This is a genomic window from Pseudomonas sp. AL 58 (assembly GCF_036348395.1).
Lineage (GTDB): Bacteria > Pseudomonadota > Gammaproteobacteria > Pseudomonadales > Pseudomonadaceae > Aquipseudomonas > Aquipseudomonas defluvii.
Genome location: NZ_JAZBQR010000004.1, coordinates 394954 through 413660 on the forward strand (window position 1 = coordinate 394954; position 18707 = coordinate 413660).

Annotated in this window: 22 protein-coding genes; 11 read left to right on the plus strand and 11 right to left on the minus strand. The window is 62.4% G+C overall.

The features are described from left to right. The first annotated feature begins 8 nt into the window (after window positions 1-8). Window positions 9-560 (plus strand): DNA-3-methyladenine glycosylase I, encoded by a 552-nt coding sequence (locus UIA24_RS07210; protein ID WP_330522501.1) that lies wholly within the window; start codon window positions 9-11, stop codon window positions 558-560. A gap of 39 nt (window positions 561-599) precedes the next feature. Then, complete coding sequence (locus UIA24_RS07215; RefSeq protein WP_065759109.1) at window positions 600-1487, plus strand: lysophospholipid acyltransferase; 888 nt, start codon at window positions 600-602, stop codon at window positions 1485-1487. Window positions 1488-1548: 61 nt separating this feature from the next. Here the strand turns inward: UIA24_RS07215 and UIA24_RS07220 are convergent, their stop codons facing one another. The 5 genes from UIA24_RS07220 to def are packed head-to-tail and all read right to left on the minus strand — an operon-like array spanning window position 1549 to window position 6077. After that, a complete protein-coding gene (locus UIA24_RS07220; RefSeq protein WP_102053008.1) occupies window positions 1549-1863 on the minus strand; it encodes a tetratricopeptide repeat protein in 315 nt (104 codons plus the stop codon). Window positions 1864-1875: 12 nt separating this feature from the next. After that, window positions 1876-3249 carry a Trk system potassium transporter TrkA gene (gene trkA, locus UIA24_RS07225; protein ID WP_065759107.1) on the minus strand — a complete coding sequence of 458 codons (1374 nt, stop codon included), beginning with the start codon at window positions 3247-3249 and terminating at the stop codon, window positions 1876-1878. A gap of 23 nt (window positions 3250-3272) precedes the next feature. Then, a complete protein-coding gene (gene rsmB, locus UIA24_RS07230) occupies window positions 3273-4583 on the minus strand; it encodes a 16S rRNA (cytosine(967)-C(5))-methyltransferase RsmB (RefSeq protein WP_330522502.1) in 1311 nt (436 codons plus the stop codon). Further along, window positions 4580-5512, minus strand: a complete 933-nt coding sequence (gene fmt, locus UIA24_RS07235; RefSeq protein WP_330522503.1) for a methionyl-tRNA formyltransferase — start codon at window positions 5510-5512, stop codon at window positions 4580-4582. The genes rsmB and fmt overlap by 4 nt, the downstream gene beginning before the upstream one ends. A 58-nt stretch (window positions 5513-5570) precedes the next feature. Further along, a complete protein-coding gene (gene def, locus UIA24_RS07240) occupies window positions 5571-6077 on the minus strand; it encodes a peptide deformylase (protein ID WP_102053005.1) in 507 nt (168 codons plus the stop codon). 232 nt (window positions 6078-6309) lie between these two features. On the opposite strand from def, the gene dprA reads away from it, so the two are divergent. Both dprA and UIA24_RS07250 read left to right on the plus strand, forming a co-directional pair. Continuing rightward, on the plus strand, window positions 6310-7413 hold the full coding sequence (gene dprA / locus UIA24_RS07245; RefSeq protein WP_330522504.1) for a DNA-processing protein DprA: 1104 nt from the start codon (window positions 6310-6312) through the stop codon (window positions 7411-7413). Between the two features lie 37 nt (window positions 7414-7450). Continuing rightward, window positions 7451-8008, plus strand: a complete 558-nt coding sequence (locus tag UIA24_RS07250; RefSeq protein WP_065759102.1) for an L-threonylcarbamoyladenylate synthase — start codon at window positions 7451-7453, stop codon at window positions 8006-8008. 99 nt (window positions 8009-8107) lie between these two features. On the opposite strand, the gene UIA24_RS07255 is transcribed toward UIA24_RS07250, so the two are convergent. Further along, window positions 8108-9085 carry an NADPH:quinone reductase gene (locus UIA24_RS07255; protein WP_330522505.1) on the minus strand — a complete coding sequence of 326 codons (978 nt, stop codon included), beginning with the start codon at window positions 9083-9085 and terminating at the stop codon, window positions 8108-8110. A gap of 134 nt (window positions 9086-9219) precedes the next feature. Between UIA24_RS07255 and hemF the strand changes: the two genes are divergently transcribed. Both hemF and aroE read left to right on the plus strand, forming a co-directional pair. Continuing rightward, entirely contained in the window at window positions 9220-10149 is a 930-nt protein-coding gene (gene hemF / locus UIA24_RS07260) for an oxygen-dependent coproporphyrinogen oxidase (RefSeq protein ID WP_065759100.1), read from the plus strand. 68 nt (window positions 10150-10217) lie between these two features. Next, window positions 10218-11042, plus strand: a complete 825-nt coding sequence (gene aroE, locus UIA24_RS07265) for a shikimate dehydrogenase (protein ID WP_065759099.1) — start codon at window positions 10218-10220, stop codon at window positions 11040-11042. On the opposite strand, the gene UIA24_RS07270 is transcribed toward aroE, so the two are convergent. Next, window positions 11039-12610, minus strand: coding sequence for a SulP family inorganic anion transporter (locus UIA24_RS07270; protein ID WP_330522506.1), 1572 nt, complete (start codon window positions 12608-12610; stop codon window positions 11039-11041). The two genes, aroE and UIA24_RS07270, sit on opposite strands and share 4 nt — an antisense overlap. Before the next feature lie 114 nt (window positions 12611-12724). Here UIA24_RS07270 and UIA24_RS07275 point away from each other — a divergent pair, with 114 nt between their 5' ends. Then, window positions 12725-13060, plus strand: a complete 336-nt coding sequence (locus UIA24_RS07275) for a DOPA 4,5-dioxygenase family protein (protein WP_330522507.1) — start codon at window positions 12725-12727, stop codon at window positions 13058-13060. A gap of 58 nt (window positions 13061-13118) precedes the next feature. On the opposite strand, the gene trpA is transcribed toward UIA24_RS07275, so the two are convergent. Beyond that, window positions 13119-13931, minus strand: a complete 813-nt coding sequence (trpA, locus tag UIA24_RS07280) for a tryptophan synthase subunit alpha (RefSeq protein ID WP_099773228.1) — start codon at window positions 13929-13931, stop codon at window positions 13119-13121. Then, window positions 13928-15154, minus strand: coding sequence for a tryptophan synthase subunit beta (gene trpB / locus UIA24_RS07285; protein WP_065759095.1), 1227 nt, complete (start codon window positions 15152-15154; stop codon window positions 13928-13930). The genes trpA and trpB overlap by 4 nt, the downstream gene beginning before the upstream one ends. Before the next feature lie 111 nt (window positions 15155-15265). Between trpB and UIA24_RS07290 the strand changes: the two genes are divergently transcribed. The 3 genes from UIA24_RS07290 to UIA24_RS07300 all read left to right on the plus strand — a co-directional run bounded on the left by UIA24_RS07290 (window position 15266) and on the right by UIA24_RS07300 (window position 16791). After that, window positions 15266-16162 carry a LysR family transcriptional regulator gene (locus tag UIA24_RS07290; protein WP_330522508.1) on the plus strand — a complete coding sequence of 299 codons (897 nt, stop codon included), beginning with the start codon at window positions 15266-15268 and terminating at the stop codon, window positions 16160-16162. Window positions 16163-16237: 75 nt separating this feature from the next. Then, on the plus strand, window positions 16238-16453 hold the full coding sequence (locus UIA24_RS07295) for a dodecin (RefSeq protein ID WP_065759093.1): 216 nt from the start codon (window positions 16238-16240) through the stop codon (window positions 16451-16453). A gap of 113 nt (window positions 16454-16566) precedes the next feature. Continuing rightward, on the plus strand, window positions 16567-16791 hold the full coding sequence (locus UIA24_RS07300) for a DUF1161 domain-containing protein (RefSeq protein WP_065759092.1): 225 nt from the start codon (window positions 16567-16569) through the stop codon (window positions 16789-16791). Between the two features lie 73 nt (window positions 16792-16864). On the opposite strand, the gene UIA24_RS07305 is transcribed toward UIA24_RS07300, so the two are convergent. After that, complete coding sequence (locus UIA24_RS07305; protein ID WP_102052999.1) at window positions 16865-17872, minus strand: LLM class flavin-dependent oxidoreductase; 1008 nt, start codon at window positions 17870-17872, stop codon at window positions 16865-16867. A 182-nt stretch (window positions 17873-18054) separates the two neighbouring features. Here UIA24_RS07305 and UIA24_RS07310 point away from each other — a divergent pair, with 182 nt between their 5' ends. Beyond that, window positions 18055-18288, plus strand: a complete 234-nt coding sequence (locus UIA24_RS07310) for a DUF1161 domain-containing protein (RefSeq protein WP_065759090.1) — start codon at window positions 18055-18057, stop codon at window positions 18286-18288. Between the two features lie 3 nt (window positions 18289-18291). Here the strand turns inward: UIA24_RS07310 and UIA24_RS07315 are convergent, their stop codons facing one another. Then, window positions 18292-18702 (minus strand): PA0061/PA0062 family lipoprotein, encoded by a 411-nt coding sequence (locus UIA24_RS07315; RefSeq protein ID WP_102052998.1) that lies wholly within the window; start codon window positions 18700-18702, stop codon window positions 18292-18294. Window positions 18703-18707: the final 5 nt, after the last annotated feature.

Genomic DNA, 18707 nt, shown 5'->3' on the forward strand with positions numbered 1-18707 from the left:
GGAGCCTTATGCCACGCTGCTTTTGGTGTACCGACGATCCACTTTATCAGGCCTATCACGACCAGGAGTGGGGTGTTCCGCTGCGAGATCCCGGCCGGTTGTTTGAAATGCTGCTGCTTGAAGGCTTTCAGGCAGGGCTTTCGTGGATCACCGTATTGAAGAAGCGAGAGCGTTACCGGCAGGTACTGTTTGGCTTCGATCCACAGCGACTGGCACAGATGAGCGACGACGAAATCGAGGAGCGCCTGCTTGATCCGGGCATCATTCGCAACCGTCTGAAGCTTAATGCCGCCCGGCGCAATGCCCGGGCCTGGCTTGAACTGGAAAACCCGGCCGATTGGCTCTGGTCGTTCGTCGGCGATGAGCCGAAGATCAATCATTTCAGCCAGCGCAGTGAGGTGCCCGCAGTGACTGTCGAGGCCCAGGCCATGAGCAAGGCACTGCAGAAAGCCGGGTTCACCTTTGTCGGGCCCACCATCTGTTACGCCTTCATGCAGGCCACGGGCATGGTCATGGATCACACCATCGATTGTGATCGCTACGCCGCCTTGCTGCGCTGAGGGGTACAATGCCCGGCTTGCAGAAGGAGGAACCTGCCTGTGGATAAATTCAAGGGCGCCTTGATGGTCGGGGTGCTGCGGTTGTTTGCCAAGCTGCCATGGGGCGCAGTGCAACGGGTCGGCGCGGCAATCGGCTGGATCATGTGGAAGCTGCCGAACAGCTCGCGCAATGTCGTGCGCATCAACCTGGCCAAGTGTTTTCCGGAGATGGACGCCGCCGAACGCGAGCGGCTGGTAGGCCGTACGCTGATGGACATCGGCAAGTCGTTCACCGAGAGCGCCTGTGCCTGGATCTGGCCAGCCAAGCGCTCGCTGGCGCTGGTGCGTGAGGTCGAAGGGCTTGAGGTGCTGGAAAAAGCCCTGGCGTCGGGCAAGGGGGTTGTCGGTATCACCAGCCACCTGGGCAACTGGGAAGTGCTCAACCACTTCTACTGCAGCCAGTGCAAACCGATCATTTTCTACCGTCCGCCCAAACTCAAGGCTGTCGATGACCTGCTGCGTGAACAGCGTGTACAGCTGGGTAACCGTGTCGCAGCGTCGACCAAGGAAGGCATCCTCAGCATCATCAAGGAAGTGCGCAAGGGCGGTCAGGTGGGGATTCCTGCCGACCCTGAGCCAGCCGAATCGGCAGGCATCTTCGTACCGTTTTTCGCTACCCAGGCGCTGACCAGCAAGTTCGTGCCGAACATGCTGGCCGGTGGCAAAGCCGTAGGGGTGTTCCTGCATGCGCTGCGCCTGCCGGACGGTTCCGGTTTCAAGGTCATCCTCGAGGCAGCGCCTGAGGCCATGTACAGCGAAGACACTGAAACCTCGGCTGCGGCGATGAGCCAGGTGATCGAGCGTTATGTGCGGGCCTACCCGAGCCAGTACATGTGGAGCATGAAGCGCTTCAAGAAGCGCCCGGCAGGCGAATCACGCTGGTATTGAGGTTGCGTCACTGGCAAGGTCGGGCCCTGCAGGTGCCGGCCTTGCCTGCGACAAACACGCCTCAGTGTTGCGCTTTGTCGAGCTTTTTCAGAAACACCGTCATCTCTTTTTCCGCCTGCTTGTCGCCATGCGCCTTTGCTGCGTCCAGGCCTTGTTGCCAGGCCTGGCGTGCGGCTGTCAGGTCGCCCTGCGCCTGATGTGCCTTGCCCAGCAGCTTCCACGCCGCGGAATACTTCGGATCGAAATCCACACAGCGTTGCAGGTGTACAGCGGCTTCGGCAGCGTTGCCCTCATCCAGCCAGGATTTGCCCAGACCGAAGCGCAACAGGGCGTTATCCACACCCTTGGCGAGCATTTTTTCCAGTGATTCGCGCATCTGCCGTTCCTCTTAGAAGAAGCTCAAGCCAACGTGGAAGAGTTTCTCGACGTCACGGATGTACTTTTTATCCACAACAAAGAGGATCACCCGGTCACCGGCTTCGATCACGGTGTCGTCGTGGGCGATCAGCACTTCCTCGTCGCGGATGATCGCGCCGATGGTGGTGCCCGGTGGCAGTGCGATGTCTTCGATGGCCTTGCCGATGACCTTGCTCGATTTCGAGTCGCCATGAGCGATGGCCTCGATGGCCTCGGCCGCCCCTCGGCGCAGCGAGTGGACGCTGACGATGTCACCTCGACGTACGTGGGCCAGCAAGGTACCGATCGTCGCCAGTTGCGGGCTGATGGCGATGTCGATTTCGCCACCTTGCACCAGGTCGACATAGGCCGGGTTGTTGATGATGGTCATCACCTTGCGCGCACCAAGGCGCTTGGCCAGCAGCGAAGACATGATGTTGGCTTCGTCGTCGTTGGTCAGGGCCAGGAAAATGTCGGCTTCGGCGATATTCTCTTCGACCATCAGGTCGCGGTCTGAGGCGCTGCCTTGCAGGACAACTGTGCTGTCCAGGGTGTCGGACAGGTAGCGGCAGCGTGCCGGGTTCATTTCGATGATCTTGACCTGGTAGCGGCTTTCGATGGCCTCCGCCAGGCGCTCACCGATCTGCCCACCACCAGCGATGACCACCCGCTTGTTGGTTTCGTCGATGCGTCGCAGCTCGCCCATCACGGCGCGGATGTGCGCCTTGGCGGCGATGAAGAACACTTCGTCGTCGGCCTCGATCACGGTGTCGCCCTGGGGCAGGATTGGCCGGTCACGGCGGAAGATCGCCGCGACGCGAGTATCCACATTCGGCATGTGCGCACGGATCTGGCGCAGTTGCTGGCCCACCAGCGGGCCACCGTAATAGGCCTTGACCGCCACCAGTTGGGCTTTGCCCTCGGCGAAGTCGATCACCTGCAAGGCACCCGGGTGTTCGATCAGGCGCTTGATGTAGTGGGTCACCACCTGTTCGGGGCTGATCAACACATCGACCGGAATGGCCTCGTTATTGAACAGGCCGGCACGGGTCAGGTAGGCCGACTCGCGTACCCGGGCGATTTTGGTCGGGGTATGGAACAGGGTGTAGGCGACCTGACAGGCGACCATGTTGGTCTCGTCACTGTTGGTCACCGCAACCAGCATGTCGGCATCGTCGGCACCGGCCTGACGCAGGACCGTCGGGAACGAACCCCGGCCCTGGACCGTGCGGATATCCAGGCGGTCGCCGAGGTCGCGCAGGCGATCACCATCGGTATCGACCACGGTGATGTCGTTGGCTTCGCTGGCCAGGTGTTCGGCCAGCGTACCGCCAACCTGCCCCGCACCCAGGATGATGATCTTCATCCACTACTCCCCTTCCATTGTCGTTATCCGCGAGCCGCGGCGATCTTGATCAGCTTGGCGTAATAGAAACCGTCGTGCCCACCCTCTTGCGCCAGCAGCTGGCGACCATGAGGTTGACGCAGCCCAGCGGCAGTCGCCAGGTCCAGCTCGCGGGCACCTGGCGTGCGGGCGAGGAAGGCGTCGATTACTTCCGTGTTTTCCGTTGGCAAACTCGAACAGGTGGCGTAGAGCAGGATCCCGCCGACCTCCAGGGTTGGCCACAGGGCATCGAGCAGTTCGCCCTGCAGGCTGGCCAGGGCCGGAATGTCCTCGGCCTGACGGGTCAGCTTGATGTCCGGGTGGCGGCGGATGACCCCGGTTGCCGAGCAGGGGGCGTCGAGCAGGATGCGCTGGAAGCCCTTGCCGTCCCACCAACTGGCGGTATCCCGTGCGTCGCAGGCGATCAATTGTGCGTCAAGGCCCAGACGGTCGAGGTTTTCCCGTACGCGCGTCAGGCGTTTGGCCTCCAGGTCAATGGCGACCACTTGTTGCAGCCCGGCCTCTGCTTCGAGCAGGTGACAGGTTTTTCCGCCCGGGGCGCAGCAAGCGTCCAGCACCCGTTGCCCTGGGGCCAGGTCCATCAGGTCGGCGGCCAGTTGCGCGGCTTCGTCCTGAACGCTGATCCAGCCTTGGTCGAAGCCAGGCAGGTTGCGCACGTCGCTGGCCTCGGCCAGAACGATGCCATCGCGGCTGTACTGACACGGCGCGGCCTGAATACCGGCCTCGGCAAGCAACTGCAGGTAGGCGTCGCGGCTGTGATGACGACGATTCACCCGCAGGATCATCGGAGGGTGCGCGTTGTTGGCGGCGCAGATCGCTTCCCATTGCTCTGGCCAGAAGGCCTTGAGCGACTTCTGCAGCCAGCGCGGGTGGGCGGTACGCACCACCGGGTCGCGCTCCAATGCGCTCAGCAACTCATTGCCTTCACGCTGGGCACGGCGCAGTACGGCGTTGAGCAGGGCCTTGGCCCAGGGCTTTTTCAGTTTGTCGGCACAGCCAACGGTCTCGCCGATGGCCGCATGCGCGGGAGTACGGGTGTAGAGCAGTTGATACAGACCGACCAGCAACAATGCCTGTACATCGGCATCGGCACTCTTGAAGGGCTTTTGCAGCAACTGTTCGGCCAGCGCCGACAAGCGCGGCTGCCAGCGGGCGGTACCGAAGGCCAGGTCCTGGGTCAGGCCGCGATCACGCGCCTCGACTTTATCCAGCTGTGCCGGGAGCGAGCTGTTCAACGATGCCTTGCCGCTGAGAACGGCGGCCAGGGCGCGGGCAGCGGCCAGACGCGGGTTCATTGGCCCAGCACCGTGCCGACGGCGAATTTCTCGCGACGGCTGTTGAACAGGTCGCTGAAGTTCAGCGCTTTGCCCCCGGGCAGTTGCAGGCGGGTCAGGCACAGAGCCTGATCAGCACAGGCGACCACCAGGCCGTCCTTGCTCGCGCTGATGATCTCACCGGGTTGACCATGGCCTTCAGCCAGGGTTGCCGCGAGCACTTTCACGGCTTCGCCGCTCAGGGTGCTGTGGCACACGGGCCAGGGGTTGAAGGCACGGATCAGGCGTTCCAGCTCAACCGCAGGCCGGTTCCAGTCCAGGCGTGCTCCGTCCTTATTCAGCTTGTGCGCATAGGTGGCCAGTGCATCGTCCTGCACTTCGCCCTGTAGCGTGCCGTCGGCGAGGCCGGCAATGGCTTGCAGGACGGCGGGCGGGCCCATTTCGGCGAGGCGGTCGTGCAGGCTGCCACCGGTGTCGGTGGCACTGATCGGCGTGCTGACCTTGAGCAGCATCGGCCCGGTGTCCAGGCCTGCCTCCATGCGCATAACGGTGACGCCGCTCTCCGGGTCGCCTGCTTCCACGGCCCGTTGGATCGGCGCCGCACCGCGCCAGCGCGGCAGCAAGGAGGCGTGGCTGTTGATGCAACCCAGGCGCGGAATATCCAGCACGATCTGCGGCAGGATCAAACCGTACGCCACCACCACCATCAGGTCCGGTTGCAGCGCGGCCAGTTCGGCCTGGGCGTCGGCATCGCGCAGGGTCGGCGGTTGCAACACAGGGATACCGTGCTGCGCGGCCAACTGTTTGACCGGGCTGGGCATCAGTTTTTGTCCGCGCCCGGCGGGACGGTCCGGCTGGGTGTAGACCGCGACGATGTCGTAGGGGCTGTCGAGCAGGGCTTTGAGGTGTTCGGCGGCAAACTCAGGAGTGCCCGCGAAGACGATGCGCATGGAGTTCTCGCTTAAAAAAGAAAAAGGCTTGCCGGAGCAAGCCTTCTGGATGAGGGGATCAAGCTTGCTGGCGGTGAAGTTTTTCCAGTTTTTTCTTGATCCGGTCGCGTTTCAGGGTCGACAGGTAATCGACGAACAGCTTGCCGTTGAGGTGATCGCACTCATGTTGAATGCACACGGCCAGGAGGTCTTCGGCGATCAGTTCAAACGGTTGGCCATCACGGTCCAGGGCCTTGACCCGGACGCGCAGTGGGCGGTCGACGTTCTCGTAGAAGCCCGGCACCGACAAACAGCCTTCTTGGTATTGGCCCATGTCGTCGGTGAGCATTTCCAGCTCGGGGTTGATGAACACCCGTGGTTCGCTGCGGTCTTCGCTCAGGTCCATGACCACGATGCGCTTGTGCACGTTGACCTGGGTTGCGGCCAAGCCGATACCCGGCGCTTCGTACATGGTTTCAAACATGTCGTCGACCAGCTGGCGTACGGCGTCGTCAACTTCCACTACCGGTTTGGCGATGGTGCGAAGACGCGGGTCAGGGAATTCGAGGATGTTCAGAATGGCCATAAGCGTATGAGCTGCACTGTGCGAAGTAATACAAACATGAATGCACATAATAAAGGGATTCGACGCATTCGGCACCTGTGAAAAGGTCAGCTAACGTTTAGCAGCCACCCCCATGCATCGGCCTGGTGAGCGGAGCGGTGTTGACTGACGCACATGTTGTCAATCGATTATCAACAGAGTTATCCACAGCTTGTTGTTGGCTTCGCCGGGCCTCTGAATCAAGGATGATCAGATGATGTGCAATGATTTTTCGACCTGCCCACCCGCCGAACTGGAGGCGCGCCTGCGCTTGCATCGACTGCCGGAGCTCGGGCCTCGGCGCTTCCGTAAACTGATCGAAGCCTTTGGTAGTGCCTCGGCAGCGCTCAGCGCACCGGCCGCCGCCTGGCGTCCGCTGGGCGTGCCAGCCACCGCAGTGGAGGCGCGGCGCAGCCCGGAGATCCGTGATGGTGCGGCGGCCGCAATGGCCTGGCTAGAGCGCCCAGGCCAGCATTTGCTGATGTGGGACGCCGCCACGTACCCGGCCTTGCTGGCCGAACTGGACGATGCCCCGCCGCTGCTGTTCGTGGCCGGTGACCCGGCCATTCTGGAGAAACCACAGTTGGCCATCGTCGGCAGTCGGCGTGCATCGCCCCCCGCCCTGGCGACAGCGGCGGCGTTTTCCCGCTGCCTGGCACAGGCCGGTTTTGTCGTCACCAGTGGTTTGGCGGCGGGCATTGATGGTGTGGCTCACCAGGCCGCGCTGGACGTCGGTGGACAGACAATCGGGGTGGTCGGAACCGGGCTGCAAAAATGTTATCCACAGCGCCATCGGGCGCTGGCAGCGGCAATGGCGGAGCGCGGCAGCGCGGTGGTGTCAGAGTTTCCGCTGGACGCCGGACCCGTCGCCGGAAATTTCCCCCGGCGCAACCGCATCATCAGCGGCTTGTCGCTGGGTGTGCTGGTGGTTGAGGCCAGCCTGGCCAGTGGTTCGTTGATCACAGCGCGCCTGGCGGCCGAGCAAGGGCGAGAGGTCTACGCCATCCCGGGGTCTATCCATCATCCGGGCGCCAAGGGCTGCCATCAATTGATCCGCGATGGCGCGCTGCTGGTCGAGCGGATTGAGCACATACTGGAAACCCTGAGTGGGTGGCAGAACCTGCCGGTGACCCAGCCAGTGTTGCAGGTACCCTCCAACCCGTTGCTGGTGCTGCTCCTGGCCGCGCCGCAAAGCAGCGAAAGCCTGGCGCACGCCAGTGGTTGGCCGTTGTCGCGTGTCTTGGCGGCACTGACCGAGCTTGAGCTGGCCGGGCAGGTTTGTAATGAAGCAGGCCGTTGGTTTGCTCGGCCGGGCTAAGTACACTGCTCGTCAGCCTTTTAGCGGAGTGACAGCAATGGTGAGCAATTGGCGCGTGCAACAAGCTGCACGCGAGATTCGGGCGGGTGCGGTGATTGCCTATCCCACCGAAGCCGTCTGGGGTCTGGGCTGTGATCCCTGGAACGAGGAAGCGGTTGATCGGTTACTGGCGATCAAGTCGCGTTCGGTAGACAAGGGGTTGATCCTGATCGCCGACAATATTCGCCAGTTCGATTTTTTGTTCGAGGATTTTCCGGAAACCTGGCTCGACCGCATGGGCAGTACCTGGCCGGGTCCGAACACCTGGTTGGTGCCGCATCAGGGAATGCTCCCGGAGTGGATCACCGGCATGCACGACACCGTCGCCCTGCGTGTCAGCGATCACCCGGTGGTGCGTGACCTGTGTGCGCTGGTCGGGCCGCTGGTGTCGACTTCGGCCAACCCTCAGGGGCGGCCTGCAGCCCGCACGCGGCTGCGGGTTGAGCAGTACTTCCATGGCCAGTTGGATCTGGTGCTTGGTGGTGCCTTGGGCGGTCGCAAGAACCCGAGTGTGATTCGCGACCTGATGACCGGCGATGTTGTCCGGCCGGGCTGAGGAGCGCTAAACCGCCCTTGCCAGCGATTCGCGCGCCGTGCAGGAACAGGCACGGCGCTACGGTTATCGCCGGCAAGGCGGGTGCCTAACGGGTGGGTGTCAAGGCAACAGTACCGTGGACCCCACTGTCCGGCGTGCCGACAGCTCGGTTTGGGCCTTGGCCGCTTCGCTCAACGGGTAGCGTTGCTGGATATCTACCGTCAGTTTGCCACTGGCGATCATCCCGAACAGTTCATCGGCCATTGCTTGCGTGTTGGCTGGGGTGTTGGCGTAGCCCGCCAGCGTTGGTCGGGTGACATACAGCGAGCCTTTCTGCGCCAGAATGCCCAGGTTCACGCCGCTGACCGCCCCGGAGGCATTGCCGAAGCTGACCATCAGGCCACGGGGGGCCAGGCAGTCGAGAGATGTCAGCCAGGTATCCTGACCAACGCCGTCATAAACCACCGGGCATTTCTTGCCATCGGTCAGCTCCAGAACCCGTTGCACGACGTCTTCATGGCTGTAGTCGATGGTCGCCCAGGCACCCAGCGCCTTGGCCCGTTCGGCTTTTTCCGCCGAGCTCACGGTACCGATCAGCTTGACCCCAAGGGCCTTGGCCCATTGGCAGGCGAGCGAGCCGACACCGCCGGCGGCGGCGTGGAACAGAATGGTCTGGCCCGGTTGCACGGCGTAGGTTTGGCGTAGCAGGTACTGCACGGTCAGGCCTTTGAGCATGACGGCTGCGGCCTGCTCAAAGCTGATGGCGTCTGGCAGTTTCACCAGGTTGGCCGCTGGCAGCACATGCACCTCGCTGTAGGCGCCCAGCGGGCCGACAGCATAGGCCACGCGGTCGCCGACCTTGAAATGCTCGACACCCTCGCCAATGGCTTCAACCACGCCCGCCCCTTCCGTGCCCAGGCCCGAAGGCAGTGAGGGTGGTGCATAGAGGCCGCTGCGGAAGTAGGTATCGATGAAGTTCAGGCCAACGGCCTGGTTGCGCACGCTGACCTGCTGTGGCCCGGGTGCCTGTGGCTCGTAATCGACCCACTGCAGGACCTCTGGACCTCCATGCTGGCTGAACTGGATACGCTTGGCCATCTGCTCTCTCCTGTATTGATCCTGGGGAAAGCTGCTATCGGACTCCGTTGCTTGATCGCCGTCAACTGCGGCAGGCCCATGGCCGGTGGTATGCTACGCGCCGAATTTGCCTTAGCCCGTTTCCAGGTGACCTGATGACTAGCCGCACCGAGGCCGTGAAAGCCTACCTGCTTGACCTGCAAGACCGGATTTGCACTGCCCTTGAGAACGAAGACGGCGGTACACGGTTCGTCGAGGACAGCTGGACGCGTGAAGCGGGCGGTGGCGGGCGAACCCGGGTCATCAGCGATGGCAAGGTGATCGAGAAAGGTGGGGTGAACTTCTCCCACGTGTTCGGCAGCGGTTTGCCGCCTTCGGCCAGTGCCCATCGGCCAGAGCTGGCGGGGCGTGGCTTTGAAGCGCTGGGTGTGTCGCTGGTGATCCACCCGCACAACCCGCATGTACCGACGTCTCACGCCAACGTGCGCTTTTTCATCGCCGAGAAAGAAGGCGAGGAAGCGGTCTGGTGGTTCGGTGGTGGTTTTGACCTGACACCGTACTACGCCAACGAAGAAGATTGCGTGCATTGGCACCGGGTCGCCGAGCAGGCCTGCGCACCGTTTGGCGCTGATGTTTACCCGCGTTACAAAGCCTGGTGTGATCGCTATTTCCACCTCAAGCATCGTAATGAGCCTCGCGGCATCGGCGGCTTGTTCTTCGACGACCTGAATGCGTGGGACTTCGACACCTGCTTCGCCTTCATGCGCGCTATCGGCGATGCCTACGTCGAGGCTTATCTGCCCATCGTGCAGCGCCGTAAGGCTCAGCCATACACAGCACAGCAGCGTGAATTCCAGGAGTTCCGCCGTGGCCGTTATGTGGAGTTCAACCTGGTTTATGACCGTGGCACCCTGTTCGGCTTGCAGTCGGGTGGGCGTACCGAGTCGATCCTGATGTCGCTGCCGCCGCAGGTTCGCTGGGGCTACGACTGGAAGCCTGAACCCGGCAGCGAGGAAGCGCGCTTGACCGAGTACTTCCTGCAGGATCGCGACTGGCTTGGCGAGGCTGCCAAAGCCGGTCATTGAGCCGCGTTGTGGATAACTCGCAGTGGATAACTTGCCCGAGCCTCGGGCCTGACTCAGGAATCGCGTGAATGGACCAGTATGTCGTCTTCGGCAACCCGATTGGCCACAGCAAGTCGCCTTTGATCCACCGGCTGTTTGCCGACCAGACCGGCGAGCACTTGGAATACAGCACCTTGCTTGCGCCGCTGGACGACTTCAGTAACTGTGCTCTGGGCTTCTTCAAGCAGGGGCGTGGGGCCAATGTCACCGTGCCGTTCAAGGAAGAAGCTTTCCGAATGGTCGATAGCCTGACCCCGCGCGCGCGCCGGGCCGGTGCGGTGAACACCTTGAGCAAACTGGCTGATGACAGCCTGCAGGGTGACAACACCGACGGTGCGGGGCTGGTCCGTGACCTGACCGTGAATGCCGGTGTACAACTGACGGGCAAGCGCATTTTGCTGCTCGGCGCCGGTGGGGCCGTGCGTGGTGTGCTGGAACCGTTGTTGGCGCACAACCCGGCGTCGCTGGTGATTGCCAACCGTACGGTGGAAAAGGCCGAACAACTGGCGCGTGAGTTCGCTGACCTGGGCCCGGTGGCTGCCAGTGGGTTTACTTGGCTGAAAGAGCCGGTCGACCTGATTATCAATGCCACCTCGGCCAGCCTGGCCGGTGAGGTTCCGCCGATTGATGCCAGCCTTATCCAGCCGGGGCATACCGTGTGCTACGACATGATGTATGGCAAGGAACCGACCCCGTTCTGCCGCTGGGCCAGCGAACAGGGCGCGGCGCAGGTGCTGGACGGCTTGGGTATGCTCGTTGAGCAGGCCGCCGAAGCGTTTTTCATCTGGCGTGGTGTGCACCCTGATACTGCGCCTGTCCTCGATGAGTTGCGCCGTCAGCTGGCGCGCGGCTAATCCTCGAAACGAATGGGGCAGTGCGCTGCCCCTTCCAGCTTGTACAACTCTTCAACCACTTGCGGTCGCGCGCGACGCAGGGTCAGGCTGCCGCCCTGCCGACGCAGGCGGCGGGCTTCGCGGTGCAGCATCTCGACTCCGGAATAGTCGATGAAGTTGATCTGTCGGGCATCGATCACCACCCTCGGGCCTTGGCAGCGTTGCAGGCGCACCTGCAGGTAATGGCTGGCGCCGAAGAAAATCGACCCGCCGACCCGCAGGATATCCACATCACCTTCCCGGCTGTGCTGGACACTAGGCTGCGATGTGCGCTTGAGGTAGAAGAACAGCGATACCAGTACGCCGGCATAGATAGCGGTCTGCAACTCCAGCAGCAGCGTGGCGGCGCAGGTCACTGCCATCACCAGGAATTCCGCACGGCTGACGCGGAACAGCGCCCGAATCGCTCGGTGGTCAATCAACCCCCAGCAAATCAGCAGAATACTGCCGGCCATGGCCGGTAGCGGAATGTGGGCGATCAGCGTGGCACCGGTCACGGCGAACAGCGCGACCCACAGCGCGGAAAACACCCCGGCCAACGGCGAGCGGGCACCTGCTTCCAGGCTCAATCCCGAGCGGGTGAAAGAGCCTGAGGACAGGTAGCCGGAGAAGAACGCCCCGCCCATGTTCGACAGGCCCTGAGCACGGATTTCCTGATTGATGTCGATCAGTTGCTCCGAGCGTGCTGACAAGGCACGGGCAATCGACAGGCTCGTCACCAGACCGAGCATCCCCACCGCCACGGCACCGGGCAGCAGCCGCAGCAGCAGTTCCAGGTCCCATAGCGGCAGTGGGCTTATGGGCGGTAGTTGGCCGACGAAACCCTGTACCCGCGCCACATGCCCGAAGACGGAAGGCCACAACGCGCACAGCAGGCTGGCGCTGGTCAGGCTGATCAGCAGGCCCGGCCAGCGCGGTCGCAGCTGCCTCAGGGCAATGCCCAGCAGCAGCGTACCCAGGCCTAGGGCGAGTGAACGCAGGTCGGCGTTTTTCGCATGTTCAAGCAGGCCCTGCAGGGCTTTCAAGGCCGTTGTCTGGCTGGGCAGGTCCAGCCCCAGAAGGCTTGGCAGTTGCCCCAAGGCAATGACCACGGCGGCGCCGAGGGTAAAGCCGAGTACCACAGGCAGGGAGACAAAATTGACCAGCGCACCGAACCTGAGCATGCCCAGCAACCACTGAAACACGCCGGCGAGGAACGTCATTAGCAGGATAAGCGTGATGTAATCGCTGCTGCCCGCACTGGCCAAAGGGTTGACACTGGCATACAGCACGACCGATATCGCCGCGGTGGGCCCACAGATCAGGTGCCAGGATGAACCCCACAGGCACGCGATCAGTACAGGGACGATGGCTGCGTACAGGCCGTACTCGGCGGGCAGTCCAGCGATCAGGGCATACGCAATGGATTGCGGCAGGGCGAGTATTGCCCCGCTCAGGCCCACGTGCAGGTCGCGACCGACGCTGGCACGGGTCTGCCGAGGTAGCCAGGAAAGAAAAGGCAGGAGTGTGTGGCGGTCGGGCCAGGCCATGGGGTTCTCGGTCGGCTGAGCAGTACACAGGGTGCGATTTCCTGCGCGGTGGTGCAAGCCGTCCCTGAGCGGGCGGGTTATAGTTGTGAACGTTCTTTGGGGTCAGGAGCTCGTGTGCAAAGAATCAAGGGTTATCACGCCCATGTCTATTACGATGCCAGCACCATGGCGCAGGCCCGGGCGCTGTGCGAGGAAGCTTCAAAGCTGTTTCCGGTGACGATGGGGCGGATGCATCAGCAACCGGTGGGGCCGCACCCGGACTGGAGTTGCCAGTTGGCGTTTGGTCCGGAAGTGGTTGGCGTAGTGCTGCCTTGGCTAGCGTTGTACCGCAACGGGCTGGTGGTGTTCCTGCACCCGCTGACCGGTGACGAATTGGCCGATCATCGTGATCATGGGATCTGGATGGGGGCGGTGCGACCGCTCGACCTGTCGATCTTCAGCCAAGCCTAAGGTGTCGCAAGCAAGCCCCCACACAAGGTGCAGGAGCAGGCTTGCCTGCGATTGAGACTTAGGCCTTGCGCGCTGCCCGCACACCTTCGGCCAGTGCCGAGCACAGCTCCAGCACATCGCCTACGGCTTGTTCAGCACTGGTTGCGTGGGCAATCTTGTCTACCAGTGCCGAGCCTACCACCACGCCGTCTGCGAGACGGGCAATGGCCGCCGCCTGCTCGGGTGTGCGGATACCGAAGCCAACGCTGATTGGCAGGTCGGTATGCCGACGCAGGCGCTCGATGGCGCTGCTGACCTGATCGGTGGTGGCAGAGCCGGCACCGGTCACACCGGCAACCGAGACGTAGTAGACAAAGCCCGAGCTGCGCTCGAGCACGCGTGGCAAACGCGCATCGTCGGTGGTTGGAGTGGTCAGGCGAATGAAGTCGATCCCGGCGGTTTGGGCCGGGGTCGCCAGTTCGGCATCATGCTCTGGCGGCAGGTCAACGATGATCAGGCCATCGACGCCGGCTTCCTTGGCGTCTGCGACGAAGGCTTCGACACCAAAACGGTGGATCGGGTTGTAGTAGCCCATCAGGACGATGGGCGTGGTGCTGTCGTCGACGCGGAACTCGCGCACCATCTGCAGGGTTTTCGCCAGGGTCTGACCAGCGTCCAAGGCACGCAGGGTGGCCAGTTGGATCGCCACACCATCGGCCATCGGGTCGGTGAAGGGCATGCCCAGTTCGATCACGTCGGCGCCAGCGGCGGGCAGGCCCTTGAGGATCGCCAGCGAGGCATCGTAGCCCGGGTCGCCTGCGGTGACGAAGGTGACCAGTGCCGCACGGCCTTCGGCCTTGAGCGTGGCAAAACGTTGTTCAAGACGGCTCATGCCTGCTTCTCCTGCTGTGCGGTCGCGGCCATATGGCTCATTACGGTTTGCATGTCTTTGTCGCCGCGCCCGGACAGGCACACCACCATCAGGTGATCCTTGGGCAGGGTCGGTGCGCGTTTGATCGCTTCAGCCAGGGCGTGGGCGGTCTCCAGCGCCGGGATGATGCCTTCCAGGCGGCAGGTGGTGTGGAACGCCGCCAGGGCTTCGTCATCGGTGATGCTGACGTACTCGACACGCTTCACTTCGTGCAGGTAAGCGTGTTCCGGACCGATGCCCGGGTAGTCGAGGCCCGCAGAAATCGAGTGGGCGTCGGTGATCTGGCCGTCCGCGTCCTGCAGCAGGTAGGTACGGTTACCGTGCAATACGCCCGGTACACCACCGTTGAGGCTGGCCGCGTGTTTGTCGGTGTCGACGCCATGGCCACCGGCTTCGACGCCGATGATCTGTACGCTGGCGTCATCGAGGAAGTCGTGGAACAGGCCCATGGCGTTCGAGCCACCGCCAACACAGGCGATCAGGCTGTCTGGCAGGCGACCTTCCTTGGCGTTCATCTGTTCACGGGTTTCCTTGCCGATGATCGACTGGAAGTCACGGACCATGGCGGGGTACGGGTGCGGACCTGCAACAGTACCAATCAGGTAGAAGGTCTCATCAACGTTGGTCACCCAGTCACGCAGGGCTTCGTTCATCGCGTCCTTGAGCGTACCGGTACCGGCAGTGACCGGGACGATCTCGGCGCCCAGCAGCTTCATGCGGAACACGTTGGCTTGCTGGCGCTCGATGTCGGTGGCGCCCATGTAGATCACGCAAGGCAGGCCAAAGCGTGCCGCTACGGTGGCGGTGGCCACGCCGTGCATGCCGGCGCCGGTTTCAGCGATCAGGCGCTTTTTGCCCATGCGCTTGGCCAGCAGTACCTGGCCGATGCAGTTGTTGATCTTGTGCGCGCCGGTGTGGTTGAGCTCTTCGCGCTTGAAGTAGATCTTCGCGCCGCCGCAGTGCTCGGTCAGGCGTTCTGCGAAGTACAGCGGGTTCGGGCGACCGATGTAATCGCGCTGGAAGTAGGCCAGTTCTTCGATGAACGCCGGGTCGGCCTTGGCAGCTTCATATTCTTTGGCCAGGTCAAGCACCAGTGGCATCAGGGTTTCAGCGACGTAACGGCCGCCGAAATCGCCAAACAGGCCGTTGGCATCAGGGCCGCTGCGGTAGTGGGTCTGGGTCATGAGTCGCTCCAAGGCGTTATCTAGACTGGGATTGGCTCTACTCTAACCACGACACGCGCATCTGAAAACCGATAAGATCGCCATAACCTGTCAGGAAAACTCACAAATCAAATGGCCCACGACTTGCCTCCGTTGAACGCCTTGCGGGCGTTCGAAGCGACCGCCCGGCTGAACAGCGTCAGCCAGGCTGCCGAGCAGCTGCACGTTACCCATGGCGCGGTTAGCCGTCAGCTCAAGGTGTTGGAGGAGCACTTGGGGGTGAGCCTGTTCGTCAAGGATGGGCGTGGCATTAAACTCACAGATGCCGGGGTGCGGCTACGGGATGCCAGTAGCGATGCGTTCGAGCGCCTGCGTGCCGTGTGCGCCGAATTAAGCCGCGACAGTGCCGAGGCGCCCTTCGTTCTGGGCTGTTCGGGCAGCCTGTTGGCGCGTTGGTTCATACCGCGGTTGGGCCGCTTGAAGGCCGACCTGCCGGAATTGCGGCTGCACCTGTCTGCGGGCGAAGGTGACCTTGATCCGCGTCGCCCGGGCCTGGATGCCCTTCTGGTGTTCGCGGAACCGCCATGGCCAGCCGACATGCAGGTACATGTGTTGGCCGAGGAGCGTATCGGCCCGGTGCTTAGCCCGCATTGCAGCGGCTTTGCGCGTTTGCAGCAGGCGCCGGCCAGCGCCTTGTTGGGTGAAGCGTTGCTGCAAACCACCTCGCGCCCACAGGCGTGGCCCAGTTGGGCTCGGCAACAGGGGCTCGACCCGCAGGCGTTGAGGTATGGGCAGGACTTCGAGCACCTGTATTACTTGCTGGAGGCGGCTGTCGCGGGCCTTGGCGTTGCCATTGCGCCACAACCCCTGGTAGCCGATGACCTGCGTGCCGGGCGTCTGGCTGCGCCGTGGGGCTTTTGTCAGACCCAGGCCGCGTTGGTGCTATGGGTGCCACGCCGCGCCGCCGATGGGCGTGCCGAACAGCTTGCCGGTTGGCTGCGTGCTGAACTGGCACAGCAGGTCGTGTGATAGCCGGGCCTGTTCGGCAGGTAAATCCGTGTGGCGCTGCTAGGCTCTGGAGTCAGGCTCGTCAGGAGAAACGCCATGTCCGATCATCACACCTACAAGAAAATAGAGCTTGTCGGCTCATCCCCCAACAGCATCGAAGAGGCCATCAACAATGCGCTAGCCGAGGCTGGCAAGAGTATTCAGCACCTGGAGTGGTTCGAGGTGGTCGACACCCGTGGACATATCAAGGACAACAAGGCCGCGCACTTTCAGGTGACCCTCAAGGTGGGCTTTCGGATTGCCAACAGTTGATGCGTCCTGATGCCACAGTGCTGGCTTGAACGCGCAGCTTGGGGTACATAGGTAAAGATGCCGGGCAGCGTCCGGTACCCGTTTCTTTTTGATCTGAACAAGGAATGCGATCGATGAAGAAGGTGGTGATGGCTTTCGGTTTGATGATGCTCGCCGGAACGGCGTTGGCAGCCGGCAAACCGTGCGAAGCGTTGAAAAGCGAGATCGACGCGAAGCTCAAGGCGAAAGGTGTTTCCGGTTATTCGCTGGAGATCGTTGCCAAAGGCGCCGCTGCGGGTGGAAAAGTCGTAGGTACCTGCGAGGGCGGTACCAAGGAAATCGTCTACAAACGCGGTTAAGCCAGTAAGCGTCGGCTCCCGCGGTTTATACCTGCGCAGGAGCCGACGTTGCCACGCGAATGTCTGGATACCGTTATCGGTCGCCCAGCACCGTCTGCGCCAACAACTCGTAAGACCGTATCCGGTCAGCATGCTCATACAGGTCGCAGGTGAAGATCAGCTCATCGGCCTGGGTCTGCTCCAGCAATACCTCCAGTTTGGCGCGGATTTTCTCCGGCCCACCGACCATTGCCAGCCCAAGGAAACTGCCCACCGCTTCGCGCTCGTGAGGCAACCAGAGGCCGTCCATTGACGCTACCGGTGGGCGTTGCATCAGGCTTTGCCCGCGCATCAACGCCAGGATGCGCTGGTACACCGAGGTGGCCAGGTAGTCGGCCTGCTCGTCGGTATCGGCGGCGACCAGCGGTACGCCGAGCATCACGTAAGGTTTGTCGAGCACCGCAGAGGGCTGGAAATGGTTGCGATACACGCGAATCGCCTCGTGCATGTAGCGGGGGGCGAAATGCGAGGCGAAGGCGTAGGGCAAGCCACGCTGACCGGCGAGCTGGGCGCTGAACAGGCTTGATCCGAGCAGCCAGATCGGCACCTCGGTGCCATAGCCAGGCACGGCGATCACTTTTTGATCAGCCGTACGTGGGCCCAGGTAGCGCACCAGTTCGGCGACATCCTCCGGGAAGTCGTCGGCACTGCCGGAGCGTTCACGGCGCAGGGCACGGGCGGTCAGTTGATCGGAGCCTGGCGCACGCCCCAGGCCCAGGTCGATACGGCCTGGATAGAGGCTGGCCAGGGTGCCGAACTGTTCGGCAATCACCAGTGGCGCGTGGTTTGGCAGCATGACGCCACCGGCACCGACGCGGATCGTCGAGGTGCCTCCCGCCAGGTAACTGAGCAGTACCGCCGTGGCCGAACTGGCAATGCCGTCCATATTGTGGTGTTCGGCGACCCAAAAGCGGTTATAGCCGAATCTCTCGACGTTACGCGCAAGATCGAGGGAGTTTCTCAGGGCTTGTGCCGGGCCACCGTCCTGGCGTACTGGCACCAGGTCGAGTGTGGAAATCTTGATATCGGCAAGTCGCTTCATGGGCTGCTGGGGCTCCTGGGCAGTCGTTTGGCCGGCGTCGAGCGACGACCCTGCTGGCTCTGTATGGGCATATTCCAGAGATTCAATGCCCGCCTATGAAATCGAGCTGAACTTGCTTGCCGTATCGGCCTCTGAAAGCAGACAAGGCGCGAACCTTCGTGCCACTACCCAGGAGTAGTCCCATGATTCGTTTTGCATTTACTGTACTGGGCATGCTGATGGCATCGGCAGTACTGGCTGCGCCCAAGCCTTGTGAGGAACTCAAGGCCGAAATCGAGGCCAAGATCCAGGCGCGTGGCGTCACCTCCTATACCCTGGAAATCGTCCCCAATAACGAAGTCCACGACCAGAACATGGTGGTGGGTAGCTGCGATGGCGGAACCCGAAAGATCATTTACCAGAAGAATGATCGCTAGGTCTCAAGGAATGCAGTGCACGTCTCGCTCCTCCGCGAGTATCTTGCGGTCGGCGTCGTACAGCCACGCATTGGGGGTCATGCTCAGTGCGCGGGCTTCCAGGCGGTAACGTTGGCCTGCTTGAAAATTATCGTAGCGAACGGTGAGGTAGCAGGTTCTTTCGACCGGTTCGCTGGTGAAACCGCCGGCATAAACCTCGTAGTCGAAGCGCACGATCAACTCGTGGGGCCCTGGCGTTACCTGGAAGTAGCGGCCATCGTTCAGGCGCGTGCCGTCCAGACGATCAGCCATGACCAGTCGGCCAGGGGTAATGGTGTAGAGGTCGACCCAGGCCTGCTTGGTATCGATGGGGGGCAAGGGATTGCTGCAGGCGGCCAAGGTACTGACGGTGAGCAACATCAGCGGCTGGCGCATGATGG